General features: G+C 71.6%; 19 protein-coding genes and 1 tRNA gene. 14 read left to right on the top strand and 6 right to left on the bottom strand.

The window, feature by feature from the left end; genetic code table 11:
• The first annotated feature begins 197 nt into the window (after positions 1–197).
• From K2F47_RS03170 to K2F47_RS03180, 3 genes are all read left to right on the top strand, one after another.
• Positions 198–572: a hypothetical protein gene (locus tag K2F47_RS03170; protein WP_242901127.1), complete on the top strand. Its 375-nt coding sequence runs from the start codon at positions 198–200 to the stop codon at positions 570–572.
• A 121-nt stretch (positions 573–693) separates the two neighbouring features.
• Positions 694–972 carry a WhiB family transcriptional regulator gene (locus tag K2F47_RS03175; protein WP_156218894.1) on the top strand — a complete coding sequence of 93 codons (279 nt, stop codon included), beginning with the start codon at positions 694–696 and terminating at the stop codon, positions 970–972.
• A 97-nt stretch (positions 973–1,069) separates the two neighbouring features.
• Positions 1,070–1,267 (top strand): hypothetical protein, encoded by a 198-nt coding sequence (locus K2F47_RS03180; RefSeq protein WP_242901128.1) that lies wholly within the window; start codon positions 1,070–1,072, stop codon positions 1,265–1,267.
• 263 nt (positions 1,268–1,530) lie between these two features.
• Here K2F47_RS03180 and K2F47_RS03185 read toward each other — a convergent pair whose 3' ends face one another.
• A complete protein-coding gene (locus tag K2F47_RS03185) occupies positions 1,531–2,895 on the bottom strand; it encodes an ABC1 kinase family protein (RefSeq protein WP_242901129.1) in 1,365 nt (454 codons plus the stop codon).
• A 142-nt stretch (positions 2,896–3,037) separates the two neighbouring features.
• Between K2F47_RS03185 and K2F47_RS03190 the strand changes: the two genes are divergently transcribed.
• The 3 genes from K2F47_RS03190 to K2F47_RS03200 all read left to right on the top strand — a co-directional run bounded on the left by K2F47_RS03190 (position 3,038) and on the right by K2F47_RS03200 (position 5,250).
• On the top strand, positions 3,038–3,853 hold the full coding sequence (locus K2F47_RS03190; RefSeq protein WP_242901130.1) for an enoyl-CoA hydratase/isomerase family protein: 816 nt from the start codon (positions 3,038–3,040) through the stop codon (positions 3,851–3,853).
• A 186-nt stretch (positions 3,854–4,039) separates the two neighbouring features.
• The gene (locus K2F47_RS03195) at positions 4,040–4,618 is read left to right on the top strand and encodes a M48 metallopeptidase family protein (RefSeq protein WP_242902549.1); all 579 of its coding nucleotides are present in this window, start codon (positions 4,040–4,042) and stop codon (positions 4,616–4,618) included.
• Positions 4,615–5,250: a hypothetical protein gene (locus K2F47_RS03200; RefSeq protein WP_242901131.1), complete on the top strand. Its 636-nt coding sequence runs from the start codon at positions 4,615–4,617 to the stop codon at positions 5,248–5,250. The genes K2F47_RS03195 and K2F47_RS03200 overlap by 4 nt, the downstream gene beginning before the upstream one ends.
• Before the next feature lie 20 nt (positions 5,251–5,270).
• Here the strand turns inward: K2F47_RS03200 and K2F47_RS03205 are convergent, their stop codons facing one another.
• From K2F47_RS03205 to K2F47_RS03215, 3 genes are read right to left on the bottom strand one after another with little or no spacing between them, the layout of a single operon-like run.
• The gene (locus K2F47_RS03205) at positions 5,271–5,825 is read right to left on the bottom strand and encodes an NUDIX hydrolase (RefSeq protein ID WP_242901132.1); all 555 of its coding nucleotides are present in this window, start codon (positions 5,823–5,825) and stop codon (positions 5,271–5,273) included.
• Positions 5,822–5,998: a hypothetical protein gene (locus K2F47_RS03210; protein ID WP_242901133.1), complete on the bottom strand. Its 177-nt coding sequence runs from the start codon at positions 5,996–5,998 to the stop codon at positions 5,822–5,824. The genes K2F47_RS03205 and K2F47_RS03210 overlap by 4 nt, the downstream gene beginning before the upstream one ends.
• Positions 5,995–7,419 carry a zinc-dependent metalloprotease gene (locus K2F47_RS03215; protein ID WP_242901135.1) on the bottom strand — a complete coding sequence of 475 codons (1,425 nt, stop codon included), beginning with the start codon at positions 7,417–7,419 and terminating at the stop codon, positions 5,995–5,997. The genes K2F47_RS03210 and K2F47_RS03215 overlap by 4 nt, the downstream gene beginning before the upstream one ends.
• Before the next feature lie 89 nt (positions 7,420–7,508).
• Between K2F47_RS03215 and K2F47_RS03220 the strand changes: the two genes are divergently transcribed.
• A complete protein-coding gene (locus tag K2F47_RS03220; protein WP_242901138.1) occupies positions 7,509–8,591 on the top strand; it encodes an NAD-dependent epimerase/dehydratase family protein in 1,083 nt (360 codons plus the stop codon).
• A 22-nt stretch (positions 8,592–8,613) separates the two neighbouring features.
• Here K2F47_RS03220 and K2F47_RS03225 read toward each other — a convergent pair whose 3' ends face one another.
• Entirely contained in the window at positions 8,614–11,550 is a 2,937-nt protein-coding gene (locus K2F47_RS03225) for a UPF0182 family membrane protein (RefSeq protein WP_242901139.1), read from the bottom strand.
• A gap of 117 nt (positions 11,551–11,667) precedes the next feature.
• On the opposite strand from K2F47_RS03225, the gene K2F47_RS03230 reads away from it, so the two are divergent.
• The 6 genes from K2F47_RS03230 (at position 11,668) to K2F47_RS03255 (ending at position 16,561) form a co-directional block, all read left to right on the top strand.
• Positions 11,668–12,195, top strand: coding sequence for a PPA1309 family protein (locus K2F47_RS03230; protein WP_242901140.1), 528 nt, complete (start codon positions 11,668–11,670; stop codon positions 12,193–12,195).
• 260 nt (positions 12,196–12,455) lie between these two features.
• Entirely contained in the window at positions 12,456–12,920 is a 465-nt protein-coding gene (locus tag K2F47_RS03235; protein ID WP_372490815.1) for a molybdenum cofactor biosynthesis protein MoaE, read from the top strand.
• Positions 12,921–12,948: 28 nt separating this feature from the next.
• The gene (locus K2F47_RS03240) at positions 12,949–13,998 is read left to right on the top strand and encodes a YlbL family protein (RefSeq protein ID WP_242901141.1); all 1,050 of its coding nucleotides are present in this window, start codon (positions 12,949–12,951) and stop codon (positions 13,996–13,998) included.
• Positions 13,999–14,044: 46 nt separating this feature from the next.
• Positions 14,045–14,118: transfer RNA gene (locus K2F47_RS03245), tRNA-Met, on the top strand.
• A 513-nt stretch (positions 14,119–14,631) separates the two neighbouring features.
• Positions 14,632–15,747, top strand: a complete 1,116-nt coding sequence (locus K2F47_RS03250) for a radical SAM protein (RefSeq protein WP_242902551.1) — start codon at positions 14,632–14,634, stop codon at positions 15,745–15,747.
• Positions 15,740–16,561, top strand: coding sequence for a hypothetical protein (locus tag K2F47_RS03255; protein ID WP_242901142.1), 822 nt, complete (start codon positions 15,740–15,742; stop codon positions 16,559–16,561). The genes K2F47_RS03250 and K2F47_RS03255 overlap by 8 nt, the downstream gene beginning before the upstream one ends.
• On the opposite strand, the gene K2F47_RS03260 is transcribed toward K2F47_RS03255, so the two are convergent.
• Positions 16,525–17,643, bottom strand: coding sequence for a PucR family transcriptional regulator (locus tag K2F47_RS03260; protein WP_242901143.1), 1,119 nt, complete (start codon positions 17,641–17,643; stop codon positions 16,525–16,527). The two genes, K2F47_RS03255 and K2F47_RS03260, sit on opposite strands and share 37 nt — an antisense overlap.
• Positions 17,644–17,755: 112 nt before the next feature.
• On the opposite strand from K2F47_RS03260, the gene K2F47_RS03265 reads away from it, so the two are divergent.
• A complete protein-coding gene (locus K2F47_RS03265) occupies positions 17,756–18,670 on the top strand; it encodes a proline dehydrogenase family protein (protein ID WP_242901144.1) in 915 nt (304 codons plus the stop codon).
• The last annotated feature ends 6 nt before the right edge of the window (positions 18,671–18,676 follow it).

The following is an 18,676-nucleotide window of genomic DNA, read 5'->3' on the forward strand; positions in this document are numbered from 1 at the left end:
GCGCCTCGGGGGGGGCCTGGTTCCTTGATCAGCGAGTGAAGTGACCCACAAACTCGCAGGTCAAAAATACCTTGATTGATTTGCCGAAGTGCCCGTACGCTCGTTGCGAGCAAACAGCCGGCCGGTCCGGGTGGATCTTGAATCCGCCGGGCGCGGCCCGATCAGCCAGGAAGGTGGTGTGACGTCCGGTGATGAGAATGTTGATCAAATCGACGCCGAACTGGACTCCCGCCTGCCCTGGTGACGCCGTCGCCTATTCCGCCATGCCCGTGTGGTCCGAGCCGGGTGCCAAGCCCGGTGGCCCACTGGCCTCTGACGGACTGAATGCGCGGTTCGGCGAGCCGACCCCGGCGAGCGCGCGGATCGACGTTCCGAGCACAGGTGTCTTCGGCACCAGTGTGCTCGGCATGCGACTGCGTGATCTGCGCATCGAGCAGCGAGTCCAGGAAGAGCAGGGGCGCGACGTCTTCGAACTGCTCGAAGACGAGTCCCAGGCTCCGGCCACGGCCCACATGGCCGCCACCGCCAAGGGTGGCGTGTCGGGTCCGTACCCCTGGAGGCGACCGGTCTAGCACCACACCGGCAAGCCCCCAGGCCGCGGATCCCGACACCGGATCCGCGGCCTTCTTATTTGCCCAGACAACCCACCGACACGCCCGTTGAGATCCAACGAGAGGAACAAGGGTGACTGTGATGCAGGGGGCTCTCGCAGTGAGCGAAGAGGACCTCACGCTTCCGTGCCGGACCGACCCGGAGCTGTTCTTCGCCGAGGCTCCCGCCGACGTCGAGCTCGCCAAGGCCCTGTGCCTGGAGTGCCCGCTTCGCAAGGAGTGCCTCGCCGGAGCGCTCGAGCGCAAGGAGCCCTGGGGCGTCTGGGGCGGCGAACTGTTCGTCCGCGGCGTGATCGTTCCGCGCAAGCGGCCGCGGGGCCGTCCCCGGAAGCACCCGCTCCCGGACGAAGTGACCGTGTGAACGCCTGATGCAGACGATGTCCGCATCCGGCCGAGTCGACCCCGGAGGCGCGGTCCCCGCGCGGGGACCGCGCCTCCGGGCGGCCAAGGAGAACGAGATGACCTTGCTCAGCCAGGACCTGTCCCGGGAGCGAATACCCGTCACGGTCCCGGACGAGCTCGCCGTCCGGGTGGTCGCGCTGCGGCGCGCCCGCCGGGACGCGCGGACCAGGGCGTCGCGCGTGCGCCGCGTCCTGCTCGCCCCGACCGCGAGCGGCGACCCGCACCCCCGCGGCCCCGAGAAGCACAGGAACTGAAAGACCGTCCCGGGCCTGAGAGACGTCCCGGAGCCCGGAGAACGATCCCGGAACCTGGGGGCAATCCCGGAACCGAAAGACCATCCCGGCCCGTCCGGTCGAGGCCGCCGCCCGTCCTTCTTGGATGGTTTGGCGGGCCCGGCACCGCCTCCCGCGACGGGCACCCCGGCGCGCCGGTGGCCCACTTCACCGGCCGCGCCCTTACGGGCCCCGCGCGTCCCACATCAGGACGCGCGGGGCCCGTCGACGTTCAAGGACACCGGTCAGCCGGTGACGAGTTCGGTGCCCTCGTCTTCGGCGTCTTGCTCCGTCCCGGCGGCCTCGGCCTCGGCGAAGCCCGGGACCCACTTCAGTGACTCCGCGCGGGCGGGGATCTCGCATTCGAGCTGGCACAGCACGCCGGTGCCCGCCGACAGGACGCGGTGGATGATCACGTACTCGGGCGGCAGGTTCAGCTGCCGGACGACGTTGGTCGGGCGCAGGTCGGTGACGCGGGCGGCCATGTCGCGCAGCCACTCGCGGTTGAAGGCGAAGGTCTCGGTGACGAACGGCTCGGTGATCGGGGCGAGGAACGCCTGGAGGGACTCGGTGTCGATCTCGACGCCCGCGCGGATGAAGTCCTCGCGGCGCAGCGCCTCCTCGATCGCGCCGATGTCGGCCATCGTGCCGATGCGCAGGAGCAGGCCGAGCCGCTTCTGGAAGCCGCCGGGGATGCGGTCGACGGCGCCGAAGTCCAGCACGCCGAGCCGGCCGTCCTCCAGGAGGCGGAAGTTGCCGGGGTGCGGGTCGCCGTGCAGCATGCCCGAGCGCTTCGGGCCCGACAGCAGGAACCGGCAGTACAGCAGCGCCGCGTGGTCGCGGGTCTCCTGGTCGCCGGAGCTGATGATCTGCGAGAGCGGGGTGCCGTCCATCCACTCGGTGACGAGGACGTCGCCGGACTGGGCGATCACCGCGGGGATGGCGAAGTCGGGGTCGTCCGCGTAGGCGTCGTGGAAGATCGTCTGGGACTCGGCCTCGATCGTGTAGTCCAGCTCCTCGACGACCCGCTGGCGCAGTTCGGCGAGCATCGACTTCACGTCCAGCCCCGGCATCAGGACGCCGAACAGCCGGCCGAGGCGGGAGAGCTGGTTGAAGTCGCTGACCAGGGCCTTCCCGGCGCCCGGGTACTGGACCTTGACGGCGACGGCGCGGCCGTCCGCCCAGACCGCGCGGTGCACCTGGCCGATCGAGGCCGCGGCGGCGGGACGGTCGTCGAACGACTCGAAGCGGTCGCGCCAGTCCGGGCCGAGCGCCTGGGCCAGCACCGTGTGGACGGTGGCGGCGGGCAGCGGGGGAGCGGCCTCCTGCAACCGGGTGAGCGTGGCGCGGTAGGGGCCCGCGATCTCCGGCGGCAGCGCCGCCTCGAAGATCGACAGCATCTGGCCGAGCTTCATCGCGCCGCCCTTGAGCTCGCCGAGCACCTTGAACAGCTGCTCGGCGGTACGGGCCTGGATCTCCATCGCGACCGCCTCGGCGGGCCGGCCGAACGTGCGCTTGCCGAGCCCGAGCGCGGTGCGCCCCGCGAAGCCGATGGGGAGGGACGCCAGCTTTGCTGACCGCGTCACCGCGCGGCGGGGAAGATCGCTCACGACGTCCATTGTCGGCGATCGGTTCTCGTTCGCGCTACGACAACCCTCCGCCGATGCCGGACAAGCGATGAGATACATCTCGTTGAGCTGCGACTATGGGGTAAGTGTGCGCTTTCTCACGCCACGCGGTAGGTTGCGGGCCATGTCCGAGCAGCCGTCCGAGCCGTTGTTGGTCGAGCCGTTGTTGGTCGAGCGCCGCGACACGGGGGTCGTCGTTCTGACGTTGAACGACCCCGGGCGCCGCAACGCGATGTCCGGCGAGATGACCGCCGCGTGGAAGGCGGCGATCGCGGACCTGCGCGCCGACCGGGACGTCCGCTGCGTCGTCGTCACCGGGGCCGGGAGCGCGTTCACCTCGGGCGGCGACCTGTCCTGGCTCGCGGACACGGGCGCCGACGCGGTGCCCGCGCTGCGTGATCGGATGCTGGAGTTCTACCGGACGTGGCTGGCCGTCCGCGATCTCGAGGTGCCCACGATCGCCGCCGTCAACGGGCCCGCCGTCGGTGCCGGGCTCTGCCTCGCGCTGGCCTGCGACCTGCGCTACGCGGCGGACGGCGCGAAGCTGCTCGCCCCCTTCACCGCGCTCGGCCTGCACCCCGGCATGGCCGCGACCTGGCTGCTGCCCGAGGTCGCGGGGCTGCCGCTGGCCCGCGAGATGCTGCTGACCGGACGCGTCCTCACCGGCACCGAGGCCGCGACGTACGGGCTGGTCAACCAGGCCGTCCCCGCCGACCGGGTGCTCGCGGCCGCGCTCGCGGCGGCCGATCGGGTCGCCGCGCACGCCCCGATCGCGACCCGCCTCACCAAGGTCGCGCTGGCGGGCGGCGGGCACCCCGACATGGAGTCGGCGCTGCGGTGGGAGTCGCTCGCCCAGCCGGTCACGATGACGACCGGGGACATGGCCGAGGGCATCGCGGCGCGCCGGGAGGGCCGGACCCCCCGCTTCACCGGATCGTGACAGCGCCCCCGAGGGCCTACGCCGATCTGTCCAAAGATTGTGGAAACCCTCCTGGGACGGCGAAAAACATGTGGGTTGACCTGGGATAACGTCAAACACCCCCTGTGGAGGACGCAAAATTTTGGGTACGGTTCTGGCGTGCCCCCTAACGTTGAGGTCCGCCGCAGCAGCCGACGGCGGCGAACCGTGTCCGCCTACCGCGACGGGGACAAGGTGGTGGTGATGGTTCCGTCCAGGCTCAGCAAGGCCGAAGAGGAACAGTGGATCGCGACCATCCTGGAACGGCTCGCGGAGCGGGAGCGCCGCCGGCGCCCCTCGGACGCCGACCTCCAGACCCGCGCCCGCGAGCTCTCCCGCCGCTACCTGGCCGGACGCGCCGACCCGGTCAGCGTCCGCTGGGTCGCCAACCAGCGCAGCCGCTGGGGATCGTGCACGCCCGACGACGGGACCATTCGGCTCTCCACCCGGCTCCGGGGCATGCCCGGCTGGGTCGTCGACTACGTGCTGGTGCACGAGCTGGCGCACCTGCTCATCCCCGGGCACGGCGCCGACTTCTGGGAGCTGGTCGGCAACTACCCCAAGGCCGACCGGGCGCGCGGCTACCTTGAGGGCGTCGCCGCCGCCGCGCACCTGCCCATCGAGGCGGACGCGCCGGGCGGCGAACCCGCCGACGACCTGCACCGAGGCGACGGCATGCGCCGCGTCGACGGCATGCATCCGGGCAACGACGTCCCGGGGGGCTTCGCCCGCGAGGCCGCCGGGTGACGCTCGCCGCGTCGCGCTACGCCGCGGTCCTGTCGCTTTCCGCCTCCCCACCGTACGTCCCGCCGGGAATCGACCCGGACGAGTTCCGGCTCGCCCTGCTGGAGGACACCTACGAGGTCGTCGCCGGGCTTGAGCTCGTCACGCCCGCGCTCGTCCTGGACCCGCCCGCGCAGCCGGACGCCGAGGCCGTGACCTGGCCCGGGACGGCGATCGTCCGGGAGCCGACGCTGCCCGGCGCGTTCGCGGCCCTGCACCGGCTCGGCGCCGCGGAGGCCGCGCTGGTCGCGCCGGACGCCCCCGACCTGCCACCGCTGCTGATCGGCAAGCTGTTCCGCGCGCTCGGCGACGCGCCCGCCGCCGCCTGCCAGGCCGCCGAGAGGAACGGGCTGGTCGCGCTCGCCGCCCGGCTGCCGCTGCCCGGCTGGCTCGCCGCGGCGCTGGCCGAGACCGGCCTGGACGCCCCGGACGCGCTGGCCCGGCTCCGCGCCGCCGCGCCGCGTCCCGGCCTGGTGCCGCAGGGACCCGGCTGGCACCGCCTGCGCACCCCCGCCGACCTGCGCTATCTCGACCCCGGCCTGGAGGGCTGGGAGAACACCCGCGCGCTGCTGGAGGGCCACCCGCTCAGCTCCTAAGGGGCTCGGCTACTGGGGGCTCACTTTCTGAGGGCACGGGCGACCAGGCGGCGGACGACGTCGTCGGTCGGCTCGGGCAGGGCGTCCACCGGGAACCAGCGGAGATCGTCGGACTCCTCGCTGAGCGTGTGGCGCGCGCCGTCCGGGGCGATCGCGACGTACTGGACGTCCAGATGCCACGTGCCCTCCGGGTGGCAGCGCACCGCGTGCCGATCGAGCTGAACAGGGTCCGGCAGCAGCCGCAGCCCCGCGATCCCCGACTCCTCGGCCGCCTCCCGCAGCGCGGCGGCCGCGAGCGTCGCGTCGCCGGGCTCGCAGTGCCCGCCGAGCTGGAGCCACGCCTTGATCTTGGCGTGCAGGGTCAGCAGGACGCGCGACCGCCCGGCGTCCAGGACGGCGGTGCTCGCGGTGATGTGCCCCGCCGCGCACTCCCGCCACATCCCGTCCGCCGGATGCAGCTCCAGATGCCGCAGGAACTCCAGCCGCGCCCGCTCCTGCTCCGGGTCGGGCGCCCGCCACGACTCCAGCACGCGTACCGCGTCGTCGTACAGGGCGCCCGGGGAGCCGGAACTCACGTGCGGCCGACGCGGGGGTAGCGGGAGTTGGCCGGGTGGCGGCGCCGCCGCTCCTGGTCGAGGGGGCGGTGCCAGCACAGCGTGGCCCGCGCGATCCGCCGCCTGATCACGTTGGTGGACGAGCCGGGCTCGTACCGGCAGCCGCTCGCCCACGTCCGGTGCGTCCCGCTCACGGGCGCGGCCCCGCCTCGCCGCCGTCCCCGTCGCCATCGTCTCGGTTGCCGGCCTCGTCCCGGTTGCCGTCCTCGTCGCCGTTCGGCTTCTCGTCCGGCTTCTCCGGCGAGCCGGACTCGTCCTCGTGCGCCCGGGTCAGCTTGGAGATGTCGAGGTCGGTCAGGCCCTCGATCTCGTCGCGGCCGTGCACGAAGCCGTCGGGGTCGTCCAGGTCGGACGCGCTCGGCAGCAGGTCGGGGTGCCCCCAGATCGCGTCGCGGCCGTCGTTGCCGCGCACCTGCGTGAGCGTCCGCCACAGCGCCGCCGCCTCGCGCAGCCGCCGGGGCCGCAGCTCCAGGCCGACCAGCGTCGCGAACGTCCGCTCGGCCGGACCGCCGGTGGCGCGGCGCCGCCGCACCGCCTCGGCCAGCTTCACCGAACCGGGCAGCCGCCCCTCGGCCACCTGGTTGACGACCGTGTCGACCCAGCCCTCGACCAGCGCGAGCGTGGTCTCCAGCCGGGCCAGCGCCGCCTTCTGCCGGGGGGTCTCCTCGGGCTGGAGCGCGATCTCGCCGCCCAGCGCCTCCTGGAGCGCCTCCGGGTTGCTCAGGTCGAGCCCCTGGACGGCCTGCTCGATGCCCGACAGGTCGACGGTGATCCCGCGCGCGTACTCCTCGACCGCGCCCAGCAGGTGTGACCGAAGCCACGGGACGTGCGCGAACAGCCGCTGGTGCGCGGCCTCGCGCAGCGCCAGGTACAGCCGGACCTCGTCCTCGGAGACCTCAAGGCCCGAGCCGAACGCCTCGACCCCGGCGGGCAGCAGCGCGCCCACGCCGTCCGGCGCGAGCGGCAGGCCCACGTCGGCGGAGCCGGTCACCTCGCGGGCCAGCGCGCCGAGCGCCTGCCCCGCCTGGCCGCCGACCATCGCCCCGGCCATCTGCTTGACCATGCCGATCAGCGGGCCCGCCATCGCCTGCATGTCGGCGGGGATCTCGCCGGGGCCGCCGAGGGCGCCGCCCATCGACTCCACCATGCGCTCGGCGATCGGGTCGCACACCGTGGACCAGACGGGCAGCGTCTGCTCGATCCACTCCGACCGGCTCCACGCCTTCGGCGTCCGGATGCCGGCGGGCAGCGTCGTGCCCTCGTCCAGCCACAGGTCGGCCAGCCGCAGCGCCTCCTCGACCTGGCGGCGCTCGGCGTCCACGACCGAGGGGTCGCCCTGCTCGACCACCGCGTGCCGGGCGATGTTCTTGGCCAGATCCCAGTTCAGCGGGCCGCCGCCCCCGCCGCCCGCGCCCTGCCCGCCGATCATGTCGGCGAACCGGTGCAGCATGTCGGCGAACTGCGCCATGTCGCCGCCCATGCCCTTGAATGGATCCTGGGGCCGGTCGTCGTCGCCGTCCCCTGGACGGTTGAAGCCGAACGGAGTGTCGTTCATCGGTTTGCCCCTGGGATGCATGATGGGCTCATATCCGCAACGTTAGCCGGTCCAGGCCAGGTCGCGTACACAAGGAAGGGGGCACCCCCGTGGCAACGGGCAAGGTTCGCCCTCGGCGTAGCAAGGGCCCGGTCGTCGCCGTCACCGGCGCGGCCTCCGGCGCGGGGCGGCTGCTGGCCGCCCGGCTCGCCGAACGGGAAGAGATCCGCAAGGTCGTCGCCATCGACGGGCACCGGGGCGACGTGCCCGGCGTCACCTGGCGCGTGGTCGACATCAGGGATCCGCTGCTGTCCAACCGGCTCTCGGACGTGGACGTGATCGTCAACCTGGACGTCGAGCACTCCCCGGAGGCGGGCGCCAAGGAGCGCCGCATCCACAACGTCCGGGGCGCGCAGACCGTGGTGACCGCCGCTGCCGCCGCCCGCGTCCGCCGGGTCGTGCTCGTCACCAGCGCCATGGTGTACGGGGCCGAGCCCGGCAACGAGGTGCCCCTGCACGAGGACGCGCCGCTCGGCGCCGAGGCCAACGAGTCGATCGCCGGGGACTTCCTGGAGATGGAGGAGCTGGCCGCGAACGCGCCGATCACCCACCCGGGCCTGGAGGTCACCGTCGTCCGCCCGGCCGCCCTCGTCGGGCCCGGCGTCGACACCGTCGTCACCCGGCACTTCGAGGCGCCCCGGCTGCTGTCGGTCAAGGGCAGCACGCCCGGCTGGCAGTTCTGCCACATCGAGGACCTCGCGTCCGCGCTGGAGGTCGTGGTCGTCGAGAACATCGCGGGGCCCGTCGCGGTCGGCGGGGACGGCTGGCTCGGCCCCGAGGAGGTGAGCGAGATCACCGGGAAGCGCGGCTTCGAGCTGCCCGCCGCGCTCACGTTCGGGATGGCGCAGCGGCTGCACCGGCTCGGGATGACCCCGGCGCCCGCCACCGACCTGCACTACGTCGCCTACCCGTGGGTGGTCGACTGCGCGCGGCTGCGCGCCGCCGGGTGGAAGCCGCTCCACGACAACGCCTCCGCGCTGCGCACGGTGATGGAGGAGACCGCCGGACGGCACGCCGTCGTCGGGCGCCGCGTCGGCGGCAAGGAGGCCACGATGGCGACCGCCGCCGGTGCCACCGTCGCCGCGATCGGCGCGGCGGCCGCGATCCGCCGCGCCCGCAAGCGCCGCCGCTGAGTCCCGTCCCCGGGCCTCCCCCTCAGCCGGACGAGGTGGGCGTGGCCGACGGCGACGGCGACGTGGACGTCCCGGGCGCCGGTGACGGAGGCGCCCCCGAGGACGGGGTGGCGGCGGGCCCGCCCTTGGGTTTGGCCTGCCGCGCCCCCTCCAGCGCGTCCCGCGCCTTCTTGATCTGGTCCCACGCGCGGCCCATCGCCGGGTAGTCACCCGCCTTCTGCGCCTTCTCGTAGGCGTCCACGGCCTGCCGCAGCTCCGTGATCGCCTTCTGCGCCTCGGGGGTCAGCGCGCCGCCCGGCGGCCCGCCCGGGGACGACGGCGCCGCCGCACCGCCGAGGACCTGCTCCAGCGCCTCGTCGAGGGTGTCGGCCGCCGCGATCGTCCCGCCGAACCGCACCAGCACCTTCCCGAGGAAGGAGTACTGCTGCTCCTTGTCGCTGTTCGTGGCCTTGGCGGCGTACATCGGCTCGACGTACAGCAGCCCGCCCGCGAACGGGATCGTCAGCAGGTTGCCCGGCACCGTCTTGGTGCCGCCCTGTCTCAGCGTGTACAGCTCGCCCTTGACCTGCGCGTCGGCCTCGAACGAGCCCTGCACGAGGCTCGGCCCGTCCGGCTGGGCGTTGCGCGGCATCTCCAGGATCTTGATCTGCCCGTAGGTGCTGCCCGGCGTCGACCCGATCGACATGAACGACGCGAGCTGCTGGTTGCCGCGCGGGTTGAACACCGTGGTCAGCGCGAAGTTGCGGGACGGGTCGTCCGGCATGCGCAGGCTCTGGTAGTAGGGCGGCTGCCGCTTGCCCTTGGCGCCCGGGTCCTCCGGCACCTCCCAGAAGCCCTCGCCGCTGAAGAACGCCGCCGGGTCGGTCACGTGGTACTTCGAAAGGATCTTCCGCTGCACCTTGAACAGGTCCTGCGGGTAGCGGAAGTGGGCCTCCAGCTCCGGCGGGATCGACGAGCGCGGCTGGACGGTGCCCTTGAACACCTTCATCCACGTCTTGGTGATCGGGTCGTCCTCGTCCCACTGGTAGAGGTGGACGGTGCCGTCGTAGGCGTCCACCGTCGCCTTCACCGAGTTGCGGATGTAGTTGATGTGGTCGTTGGCCTGCCGCGCCACCGCCGAGCGCGTGTCGGTGATCGTGTCGCGGGTGGCCTCGCCGAGGCTCATCTGCTCCGAGTACGGGTAGCCGCTGGACGAGGTGTAGCCGTCCACGATCCACACGATCCGGTTGTTCACCACCGCCGGGTAGGGGTCGCCGTCCAGCCGCAGCCAGGGCGCCGCGCGGTGCACCATCTCCCGCGGCTGCCGGTTGTAGAGGATCTTGGCGTCCTTCTTGATCGCGCCGGACAGCAGGAGGTTCTTGTCCTGGAACCGCGTCGCGAACAGCAGCTTGTGGAAGAGCGAGTCGATCTTGACGCCGCCCCCGCCGCCGTAGGTGTTGTTGCGCTGCCCGCTCTTGACCGACCCGTCGGGGTAGTCCAGCTCCTGCTGGCCCCGCCCGCCGACCACCGAGTAGCGCGCGGACCGCTCGCCGAAGTAGATCTCCGGCCGGTCCACCCTGATCTTCTGCTGCCCGGAGACCGGCATCGAGCCGGTGATGAACTCGGGGACCTTGCCCTGGGTGAACCGGTCGCCGTAGGCCGACACGAACCCGTAGCCGTGCGTGTAGACGAGGCGGTCCTTGACCCAGCTGTGCTCGCCGGACGGCGCCCCCGTCGTCTCGCGCAGCGCCACGATCGTGTCGATCGTCTTGCCGTCGATCGTGTAGCGGTCCACGTCGAGCGTGTCGGGGAACCGGTAGAACGGGCGGATCTGCTGGAGCCGCAGGAACGTGTCGCCGAGGACGTTCGGGTCGAGCAGCCGCACCCCGTCCAGCCGCTCCCGCTCGGCCTTGAGCTTCCCGGCGTCGGTCACCGGCTGCGACCCGTACGGGACGACCTGCGCGCCGTCCACCCCGTAGGCCTTGCGGGTGAACTCGATGTTGCGCTGGATGTACGCGCGCTCCTTGGCCAGCTCGTCGGGCTTCACCTGGAACTGCTGGATCAGCAGCGGATACACGCCGCCGAGCAGGATCGCCGACAGCACCAGCAGCGTGAAGCCCACGCCCGGCAGCATCATCCCGCGCCGCAGCAGGTTGCTGACGAACATCGCCGCGCAGATCAACGCGATGATCGCCAGGATCGTCTTGGCGGGAAGCAGCGCGTTCACGTCCGCGTAGGACGCGCCGGTCGTCACGCCCCGCTCCGAGTGCACCAGGCCGTACCGGTCGAACCAGTACGCGAACGCCTTCAGCAGGACGAACAGCCCCACCAGCACCGACAGGTGCGCGCGGGCGGGCGGGCTCGCCTTGTCGCCGGGGCCCTGCAAGCGCAGCCCGCCGTACAGGTAGTGCACCATCACGGCGGCGAGGATCGACAGGATCACGGTCGCGAACACCACGCCCAGCACCAGCCGCAGGAACGGGTAGGTGAAGACGTAGAACGACACGTCCTTGTGGAACTGGGGGTCCTCGACGTCGAACGGCGTCCGGTTGAGGAAGGCCAGCCACACCGCCCACCGTCCGGCCACCGAGGAGCCCGTCAGCACCGCGAGCAGCGCCAGCAGCGTCAGCGAGATCAGGCGGCGGCGCGGGTCGATCACCGTCCGGTACCGTTCCAGCCCCTGCTGCTCCACCGACAGCGGACGGTAGGCGGGACGCAGCCGGTACGCCGTCCACACGTTCGCGCCGACGATCAGGGCCATGAAAAGGCCCGCGCCGAAGAACAATTCGAGCTTGGCGCGCAGCTGCGTCGTGTACACGGCCTCGAAGCCGACCGAGTCGTACCACAGCCAGTTGGTGTAGACCGAGGTGAACACCAGGTAGGCCACCAGCAGCGCGGCGAGCGCCACCAGCACCGGTAGCACCAGCCGGGTCCGCCCGCTTCCGAGCCTGCGCCCGAAGCCGGGAGTCCGGAAGGTCAAGGGCCCCTCCGATCGAGATCGTGCCCACCGGCCGCCCGCCGGTGCTGTCTAAGCAACTTACCGACTGGGACGGGGGTTCCCGCACTTCCCCAAGCTGATTAAGGGAAAGATGGCCCCGTGAGTCTCCTGGAAGAAGTCGTACTGGACCTCGAACGTCACTGGGCCGGAAAGGAGTGGGACGCGCCCCCGTGCCTTTACGCGCTGGTGCGCAGCACGGAACTGCGCAAGGCCGAACCCGACCTCGCCGACCAGCTCGGCCTCGACCCCGCCGCCGACACCCTCGCCGCCCTCGAACAACCCGAGCTGCCCGACCAGGACGCCGTCGAGGACGCCCTCGCCTCCATCGCCTGGCCGGAGGCGGTCGAGGGCTGCGCGCTCGTCATCGAGCGGGTCGTGCTGCCGCCCGAGGCCGAGGACGAGATCCCCGAGGACGAGGCGGAGGCCGCCGCCTACGCCGCCTCCCACCCCGGGCGCGAGGACGTCCGCATGGTCGTCGGCGTCCTGCGCGACGGCGCCCGGCACGCCGCGGTCCGGCTGCGCCGCCACGAGGCCGACGACGAGGTGCTCACCGGGCCCGACCTCGTCCCGGGCCTGGCCGAGGCCCTCGCCGCCACGTTCGACCCGGACGAACCTGTATCTGTTTAAGTCCCGGCCCACCGCCCTCGCCTGGCGGCTCGGGCAGTGACCGTGCCTTTGCGGCGCGGAATCGCTTCGCGATCTTCGCGGTGGGGCCTCGCCTCCGGCTTCGGCCCCACCGCTCAGCTACGCGCCCGCGTGACGGCTGAGGCCACTTTGCAACACGCCTTAGGTCGGGTCACTCTGCGCTGGCGTCTCATCCGGGGGAGGCGGATTTCAGGGCATCCCCCAATAAGAGGCACGGACGGAACGGAGGTAGCCTGCGGGACGTGACCGAAGTCAGCGCCGCCACCGGCATCGCCTCTGGAACCCCGGACGTGATCCGCCTGATCGGCGTCCGCGAGACGCCCCTCTCGGTGGACGAGGTGTACGCCGCCGTCGGCGACCCCGCCGCCGGCGGCACCGCCGTCTTCGTCGGGACCGTCCGCGACCACGACCACGCGCGGGCCGTCCGCCGCCTGTCCTACAGCGCCCACCCCAGCGTCGAACGCGAGCTGCGCGCCGTCATGGACAGGGTCGCCGCCGACCTCCCCGTCCGCGCCCTGGCCGCGGTCCATCGCGTCGGCGACCTGGAGATAGGCGACATCGCGGTCGTCGTCGCCGCCTCCTGCCCCCACCGCGGCGAGGCGTTCGATGCCTGCCGCAGGCTCATTGACGACCTCAAGGCGAACGTCCCGATCTGGAAGCACCAGACCTTCGCCGACGGCGGAGACGAGTGGGTCGGGGCCTGCTGAGGCCCCCGCGCCGCATAGAGTTTCCGCCATGTCTCGTCGTGCCGCCACGCTCACCGTCGCGAGCGTGCTCGTCCTCGCGCTGGCCCTCGTCGGCTCCCTCATGCCCGTGCCGTACGTCGCGCTGATGCCCGGCCCGACGAGCAACACCCTCGGCGTCAACGACAAGGGCCAGCCGCTGATCAGGATCGACGGCCGGCAGACCTACGACGACAACGGCCACCTGAACTTCGTGACCGTCACCTACCGGGGCGGGCCCGGCGGGCGCATCGACCTGTTCACCGCCCTGCGCGGCTGGCTCGACGGCGACACCGCGATCGTCCCCGAGGAGACCGTCTTCCCCAAGGACGAGTCGCAGAAGGAGGTGGACGAGGAGAACACCCGCCAGATGCAGGACTCCCAGGAGAGCGCCGAGGCCGCCGCCCTGCACGAGCTGAAGATCCCGATCACCACCCAGGTCGTCGTCGACGGCGTCCAGAAGGGCAGGCCCGCCGCGGGCAAGCTCAACCCCGGCGACGAGGTCACCGCCCTGGACGGCGTCAAGATCACCAGCGTCGCGCAGGTCACCGGCACGATGGCCAAGCACAAGATCGGCGACAGCGTCACGCTCACGATCGTCCGCGGCGGCAAGGAGCAGAAGCAGACGCTCACCACCGTCGCCGACCCCACCGGCAAGCGCCCCGTCGTCGGCATCGTCCTCGGGGACCGCTACAAGTTCCCCTTCAAGATCGACATCAGCGTGGGCGACATCGGCGGACCCAGCGCCGGCCTCATGTTCTCCCTCGCCATCGTCGACAAGCTCACCCCCGGCCCCCTCACCGGCGGCAAGTTCATCGCCGGCACCGGCACCATCACCCCCGAGGGCGAGGTCGGCCCCATCGGCGGCATCCAGCAGAAGATGATCGCCGCCCGCCGCGCCGGCGCCACCATCTTCCTCACCCCCAAGGACAACTGCGCCGACGCCCTCGACGCCCGCCCCGACGGCCTCCGCCTCGTCCGCGCCGACACCCTGCACGGCGCCGTCCAATCCATCAACGCCCTCACCAGCGGAAACGGCCCCATCCCCGAGTGCAAGAAGTAAACCCGTTCGATCCACCCCCCACCATGCAATAGAGTTAAGACATCACCGCGGGGTGGAGCAGTTCGGTAGCTCGCTGGGCTCATAACCCAGAGGTCGCAGGTTCAAATCCTGCCCCCGCTACGGGTCCTGGGGTCCGCTGGTCGTGCTTTGCACTTCCCAGCGGGCCCCTTCGCCGTTTCCCCGGGGGGGCGACCCCCCGGACCCCCCGATGTGGGGGCTCCGCCCCCACGCCCCCTGCGCGCGCTGCGCGCGCTTTTTTGGGGCTTCGCCCCTTGCCCCCGGTGGGGGCTGGGATTTGTGGGTTCCTGGCGGTCTGCTGCGGAATGTGACTTTTGGTAACTCTGCATAGAAGGTTCCGGAGTGTTGTGGTCCGATGCTGGGGGTGGCAGCGTGTGAGGAAGTGATCACTTGGACGTGTTCGCGATTCCTCTGGAGGATGGCGCCTACCTGGTGTACGCGCCTCTCCATGGGGTGGCCTTCGCCGCTTCTGAGGGGTTGGTGGCGGCTCTTCCCAGGGTTCTGGCGGGGGACGGCGGGGACGAGAGTGTCGGCGCGTTCGTTCGTGAGGCGGGGCTGTTGGGGGACGTTCGGCCTCCCGTCAGTCGGCGGAGTGGGGCGCCCTCGCCTACCGAGGTGACGTTGTTCCTGACCACGGCTTGCAATCTGCGCTGCACTTATTGCTATGCCTCTGCTGGGGACGCGCCCGCTACGTACATGACCATGGACGTGGCCAGGCGCGGCATCGACTTCGTCGTCGGGAACGCCAGGCGGGACGGGGCGCCGTTCGCCGGGGTGCACTTCCATGGGGGCGGGGAGCCTAGCGTCCACTGGAACCTCATGACCGGGGCGCTGGCGTACGCCCGGGAGGCCGCCGGTGATCTGGAGGTCATCGCGTCCTCGGCGGGGAACGGGGTGTTCACGGATCGCCAGATCGACTGGATGATCGCCAACCTCAACGGGGGCGTGAGCCTGTCGTTCGACGGGCTGCCCGAGGTGCATGACCGGCACCGGCCAACCGTGCGCGGCGACGGGTCCAGTGGTCGTGTCATGCACACGATGCGGCGGTTCAGCGACGCCGGTCACCCCTATGCGGTGCGGTTGACCGTCACCGCGGAGCAGATCCCCTTGCTGCCGGAGTCGGTGGATTTCGTGTTGGCGAACTTCACTCCGACGCGGGTTCAGGTGGAGCCCGCCTACCAGCTCGGACGGCACGAAGGGCAGCCGGACGCCGAGACCGAGGAGTTCATCGGCGCGTTTCGTGAGGCGCAGGCGCGTGCCGCACGTTACGGGCACGAGCTCGTCTACAGTGCGGCGCGCGTCGGGACGCTCAGTAATCATTTTTGCGGGGTCACGCGAGACAATTTCTGTCTCAGCCCCGCCGGTGGCGTCTCGGCCTGCTTCGAGGCGTTCTCCGAGGACAACGAGTTCGCCGACGTGTTCTTCTACGGCTCGTCCACGCCGGACGGCTTCGCCTTCGACACGGATCGGCTCGACCGGCTGCGCGGAATGGGTGTCGAGAACCGGCCGTTCTGCGACGGGTGTTTCGCCAAGTGGAACTGTTCGGGGGACTGCTACCACCGGTCCCTGGCGGCGAACGGGCGCGGGGAGTTCGCCGGATCGCAGCGCTGTCACATCACCCGGGAACTGGTGAAGGACCAGCTTCTGACCCGCATCGCTGATTCGGGCGGGCTGGTCTGGCGTGATGGCCGTGACGCGTCCTGCGCCGTCCACGGGAGCGGGCATGAGTGATCTGCCCTGGCCACGGGTGCGGCGTTCGGAGGCTCCTGTGGAGCGGTCGGCCGCTCCGCATTACGAGATCCAGCGGGTGAACGTTGACGGGTCCTCCGGGCCGGTCGAGGTGCTGCCCATCGTCAGGCCGCCGTGGAACGCGGCGTCCGGGCGGCGCGGGTTCCTCGGCGCGGGCATCGCGTCGTCGGTGGCGGCGGCGCTGCTGCTCGGCGGGTGCGGAACCGATGAGGAGCCGCAGGCCCCGCCGTCCTCGCCCACTCCGTCGTCAGAGGAGCCGACTTACGAGCCGACCGATGAACCTACTGACGAGCCCACCTACGAGCCCACTGAGCCTGATCCTCCCACCTTTGGGGACGACGACGGCGGGGGTGGGGGTGGCGGGCAGATCTGCACCTGCAACAAGGTCTGCACCTGCATTCCGATCTGTCAGGCGCATCGGCTGCTGAGCCCTGATCCGGTCGTCCGGCGTATGGCCGAGGTCGTGGTGGTCGCGATGGGGGTTTCTGAGCTGGCGTATCTGCGGTGGGCGGCGTCGGGGGCGTCAGGTCCGCTGCGGGCGCGCATTGAGGGGTTGGTCGACGAGGTGTGTTGGGGGCGTCGGGTGCGACCTGACGATCTTGACGACGTCGGGTGCGAGCCCTACCTGGACTCCGGTGATCCTGTCGTCGCGCTGATGGCGGCGCAGGTCATTGTTCTGCGCGCGCTGTTGATCGGTACTGGAGTTACCGGTGCGGTGGCTGGACGTGTCGCGCGGGCTCTGGTCGTTGGGCACGCCCTTCATCGTGAGCGGGCGCCGGCCTGGCGGGAGTCCTGATCCAGGTGGGGGGTCAGGGTCAGGGCCAGGTGGAGGGTCAGGCGGGATTGGCCGTCGGTCAGGGGGAGGTCGGTCAGTTCTTCGATCCTCCGTAGGCGGTGGTAGAGGGTCTGGCGGTGGATGTTCAGGGTTTTGGCGGTCTGCTGGACGTTTCCGGCCAGGTCCAGGTAGGTGCAGGCCGTCTCGGTGAGGTCGGGGTGGTCCAGGAGGCGGTCGATGCCGGGGGTTCGGGTCGCCTGGGTCAGGGACGCGTCGCCCGCGTAGCGCAGGAGGCGGAGGACGCCCAGGGACGTCCAGTCGCGGATCTCGCCGGGGGCGGCGGTGCGGGCGGCCACCCGGGCGCGCAGCCAGCTCTCGTGGACGTGGTCCAGGGTGGGGCAGGGGGAGTGCAGGCCCGCCTGGACGGGGGTGTTGCGCTCCTCCAGGAGGCGGCGCGCGCGGTCCACGGCCGGGCGGGGGGACGCGGCGGGCAGCACGAGGATGTGGTCGCCCTGCCAGACCGTCGTCAGGACGGAGTGGGGGAGCAGCCACGGGTTCAGCGGCTCGGGGGTCTGCGTGCGCAGGACGGCGACGGCCAGGGGGGTGCCCAGGTCGGCCTCGGCCAGCTCGTTGGCCGCCTGGGCGCGGACGTCGGGCTGGGTCGACAGCAGGTCGGCGACCTTGTAGCCGAGGTCGTCGCGTTCGCGGGCCTGGCGGGCCATGAGGAGGCCGGCGCGTTCGCAGAGCGGCATGGCCTGCTTGGCCTGGGCGGCGGTGATGCGCTCCTGGTCGTCCAGCAGCCAGAGGTAGCCGTAGGTGACGTTGTTCCAGCGGGCCGGCAGGCACAGGCGGGCCAGCTGGCCGAGCGAGGCGTCGGCGGGGATGCGGACCGGGCCCGTCGCGCGGGCGATGCCGTGCCGCTCGAAGCGGGTGCGGACGGCCTCGGTCGCGCGGCGGTGCAGGATCGAGTCCATCCGGACGGGGTCGATCGTGTCGCCGTGCGCCGCGTAGGCGACGAGGTGGAAGTCGCGGTCCTCCAGGGTCGCCGGGGCGCCCAGGAGGTCGGCCGCGAGCTCGGCGATCTCCTGAAGGTCGAAGGCCATGACCGTCCTACGTTTGTATGAAGGATTGGTTGGATGAAAGTGGCATTTGACTATACGTGAGGGGGGCCTGCCGCTCCTACCGTCAGGGTGTCGTCCCTGGTTGGAGGTCCCGATGCCCAATCCTCTTCTGCTCGCCGCCGGGCGCAGTGCGCGCATGCGCGGCGTGGTGACGTCCGTGCCCCTGACCAGGGGTGTCGTCGACCGGTTCGTGGCCGGGGAGCAGCTGGACGAGGCGATCCGCGCCGTCCGGGAACTGCGCGAGTCCGGGCTCCGGGTCTCGCTCGACCACCTGGGCGAGGACACCACCGACCGCCGCCAGGCCGACAACACCCGGGACGCATATCTGGCGCTGTTCGCCGCGCTGGACGAGGGGGGCCTCACCGACGGGTCCGAGGCGTCGCTCAAGCTGTCGGCCCTCGGGCAGATGCTCGACGGCGGGCTGGCGCTCGACAACGCCCGGACCGTCTGCGCGGAGGCGGCGCGGCTCGGGATGACCGTCACGCTCGACATGGAGGACCACACGACGGTCGACTCCACGCTCGACATCCTCGGCAAGCTCCGCGCGGACTTCCCGTGGGTCGGCGTCGCCGTCCAGGCGATGCTGCGGCGCAGCGAGGGCGACCTGCGGGACCTCGCCTACGAGGGGTCGCGGGTCCGGCTGGTCAAGGGCGCCTACGCCGAACCCGCCTCGGTCGCGTTCCAGGGGAGGTCGGAGGTCGACCGCGCCTACGTGCGGGGCCTGCGCGTCCTCATGGACGGGGACGGATACCCGATGGTCGCCACCCACGACCCGAGGATGATCGAGATCGCCAAGGCGCTGGCCGTGCGCGCCGGGCGTCCGGTCGGGTCGTATGAGTTCCAGATGCTCTACGGAATCCGGACCGCCGAGCAGCGGCGCCTCGCGGAGCGGCATGGTATGCGTGTGTACGTCCCCTACGGCGTCGACTGGTACGGCTACTTCATGCGGCGGCTGGCCGAGCGTCCCGCCAACCTCGTCTTCTTTCTCCGTTCGTTCGTCTCTCGCTGACCAGGA

The organism is Actinomadura terrae (genome assembly GCF_022751215.1).
In the GTDB taxonomy this organism is placed as follows: domain Bacteria; phylum Actinomycetota; class Actinomycetes; order Streptosporangiales; family Streptosporangiaceae; genus Spirillospora; species Spirillospora terrae.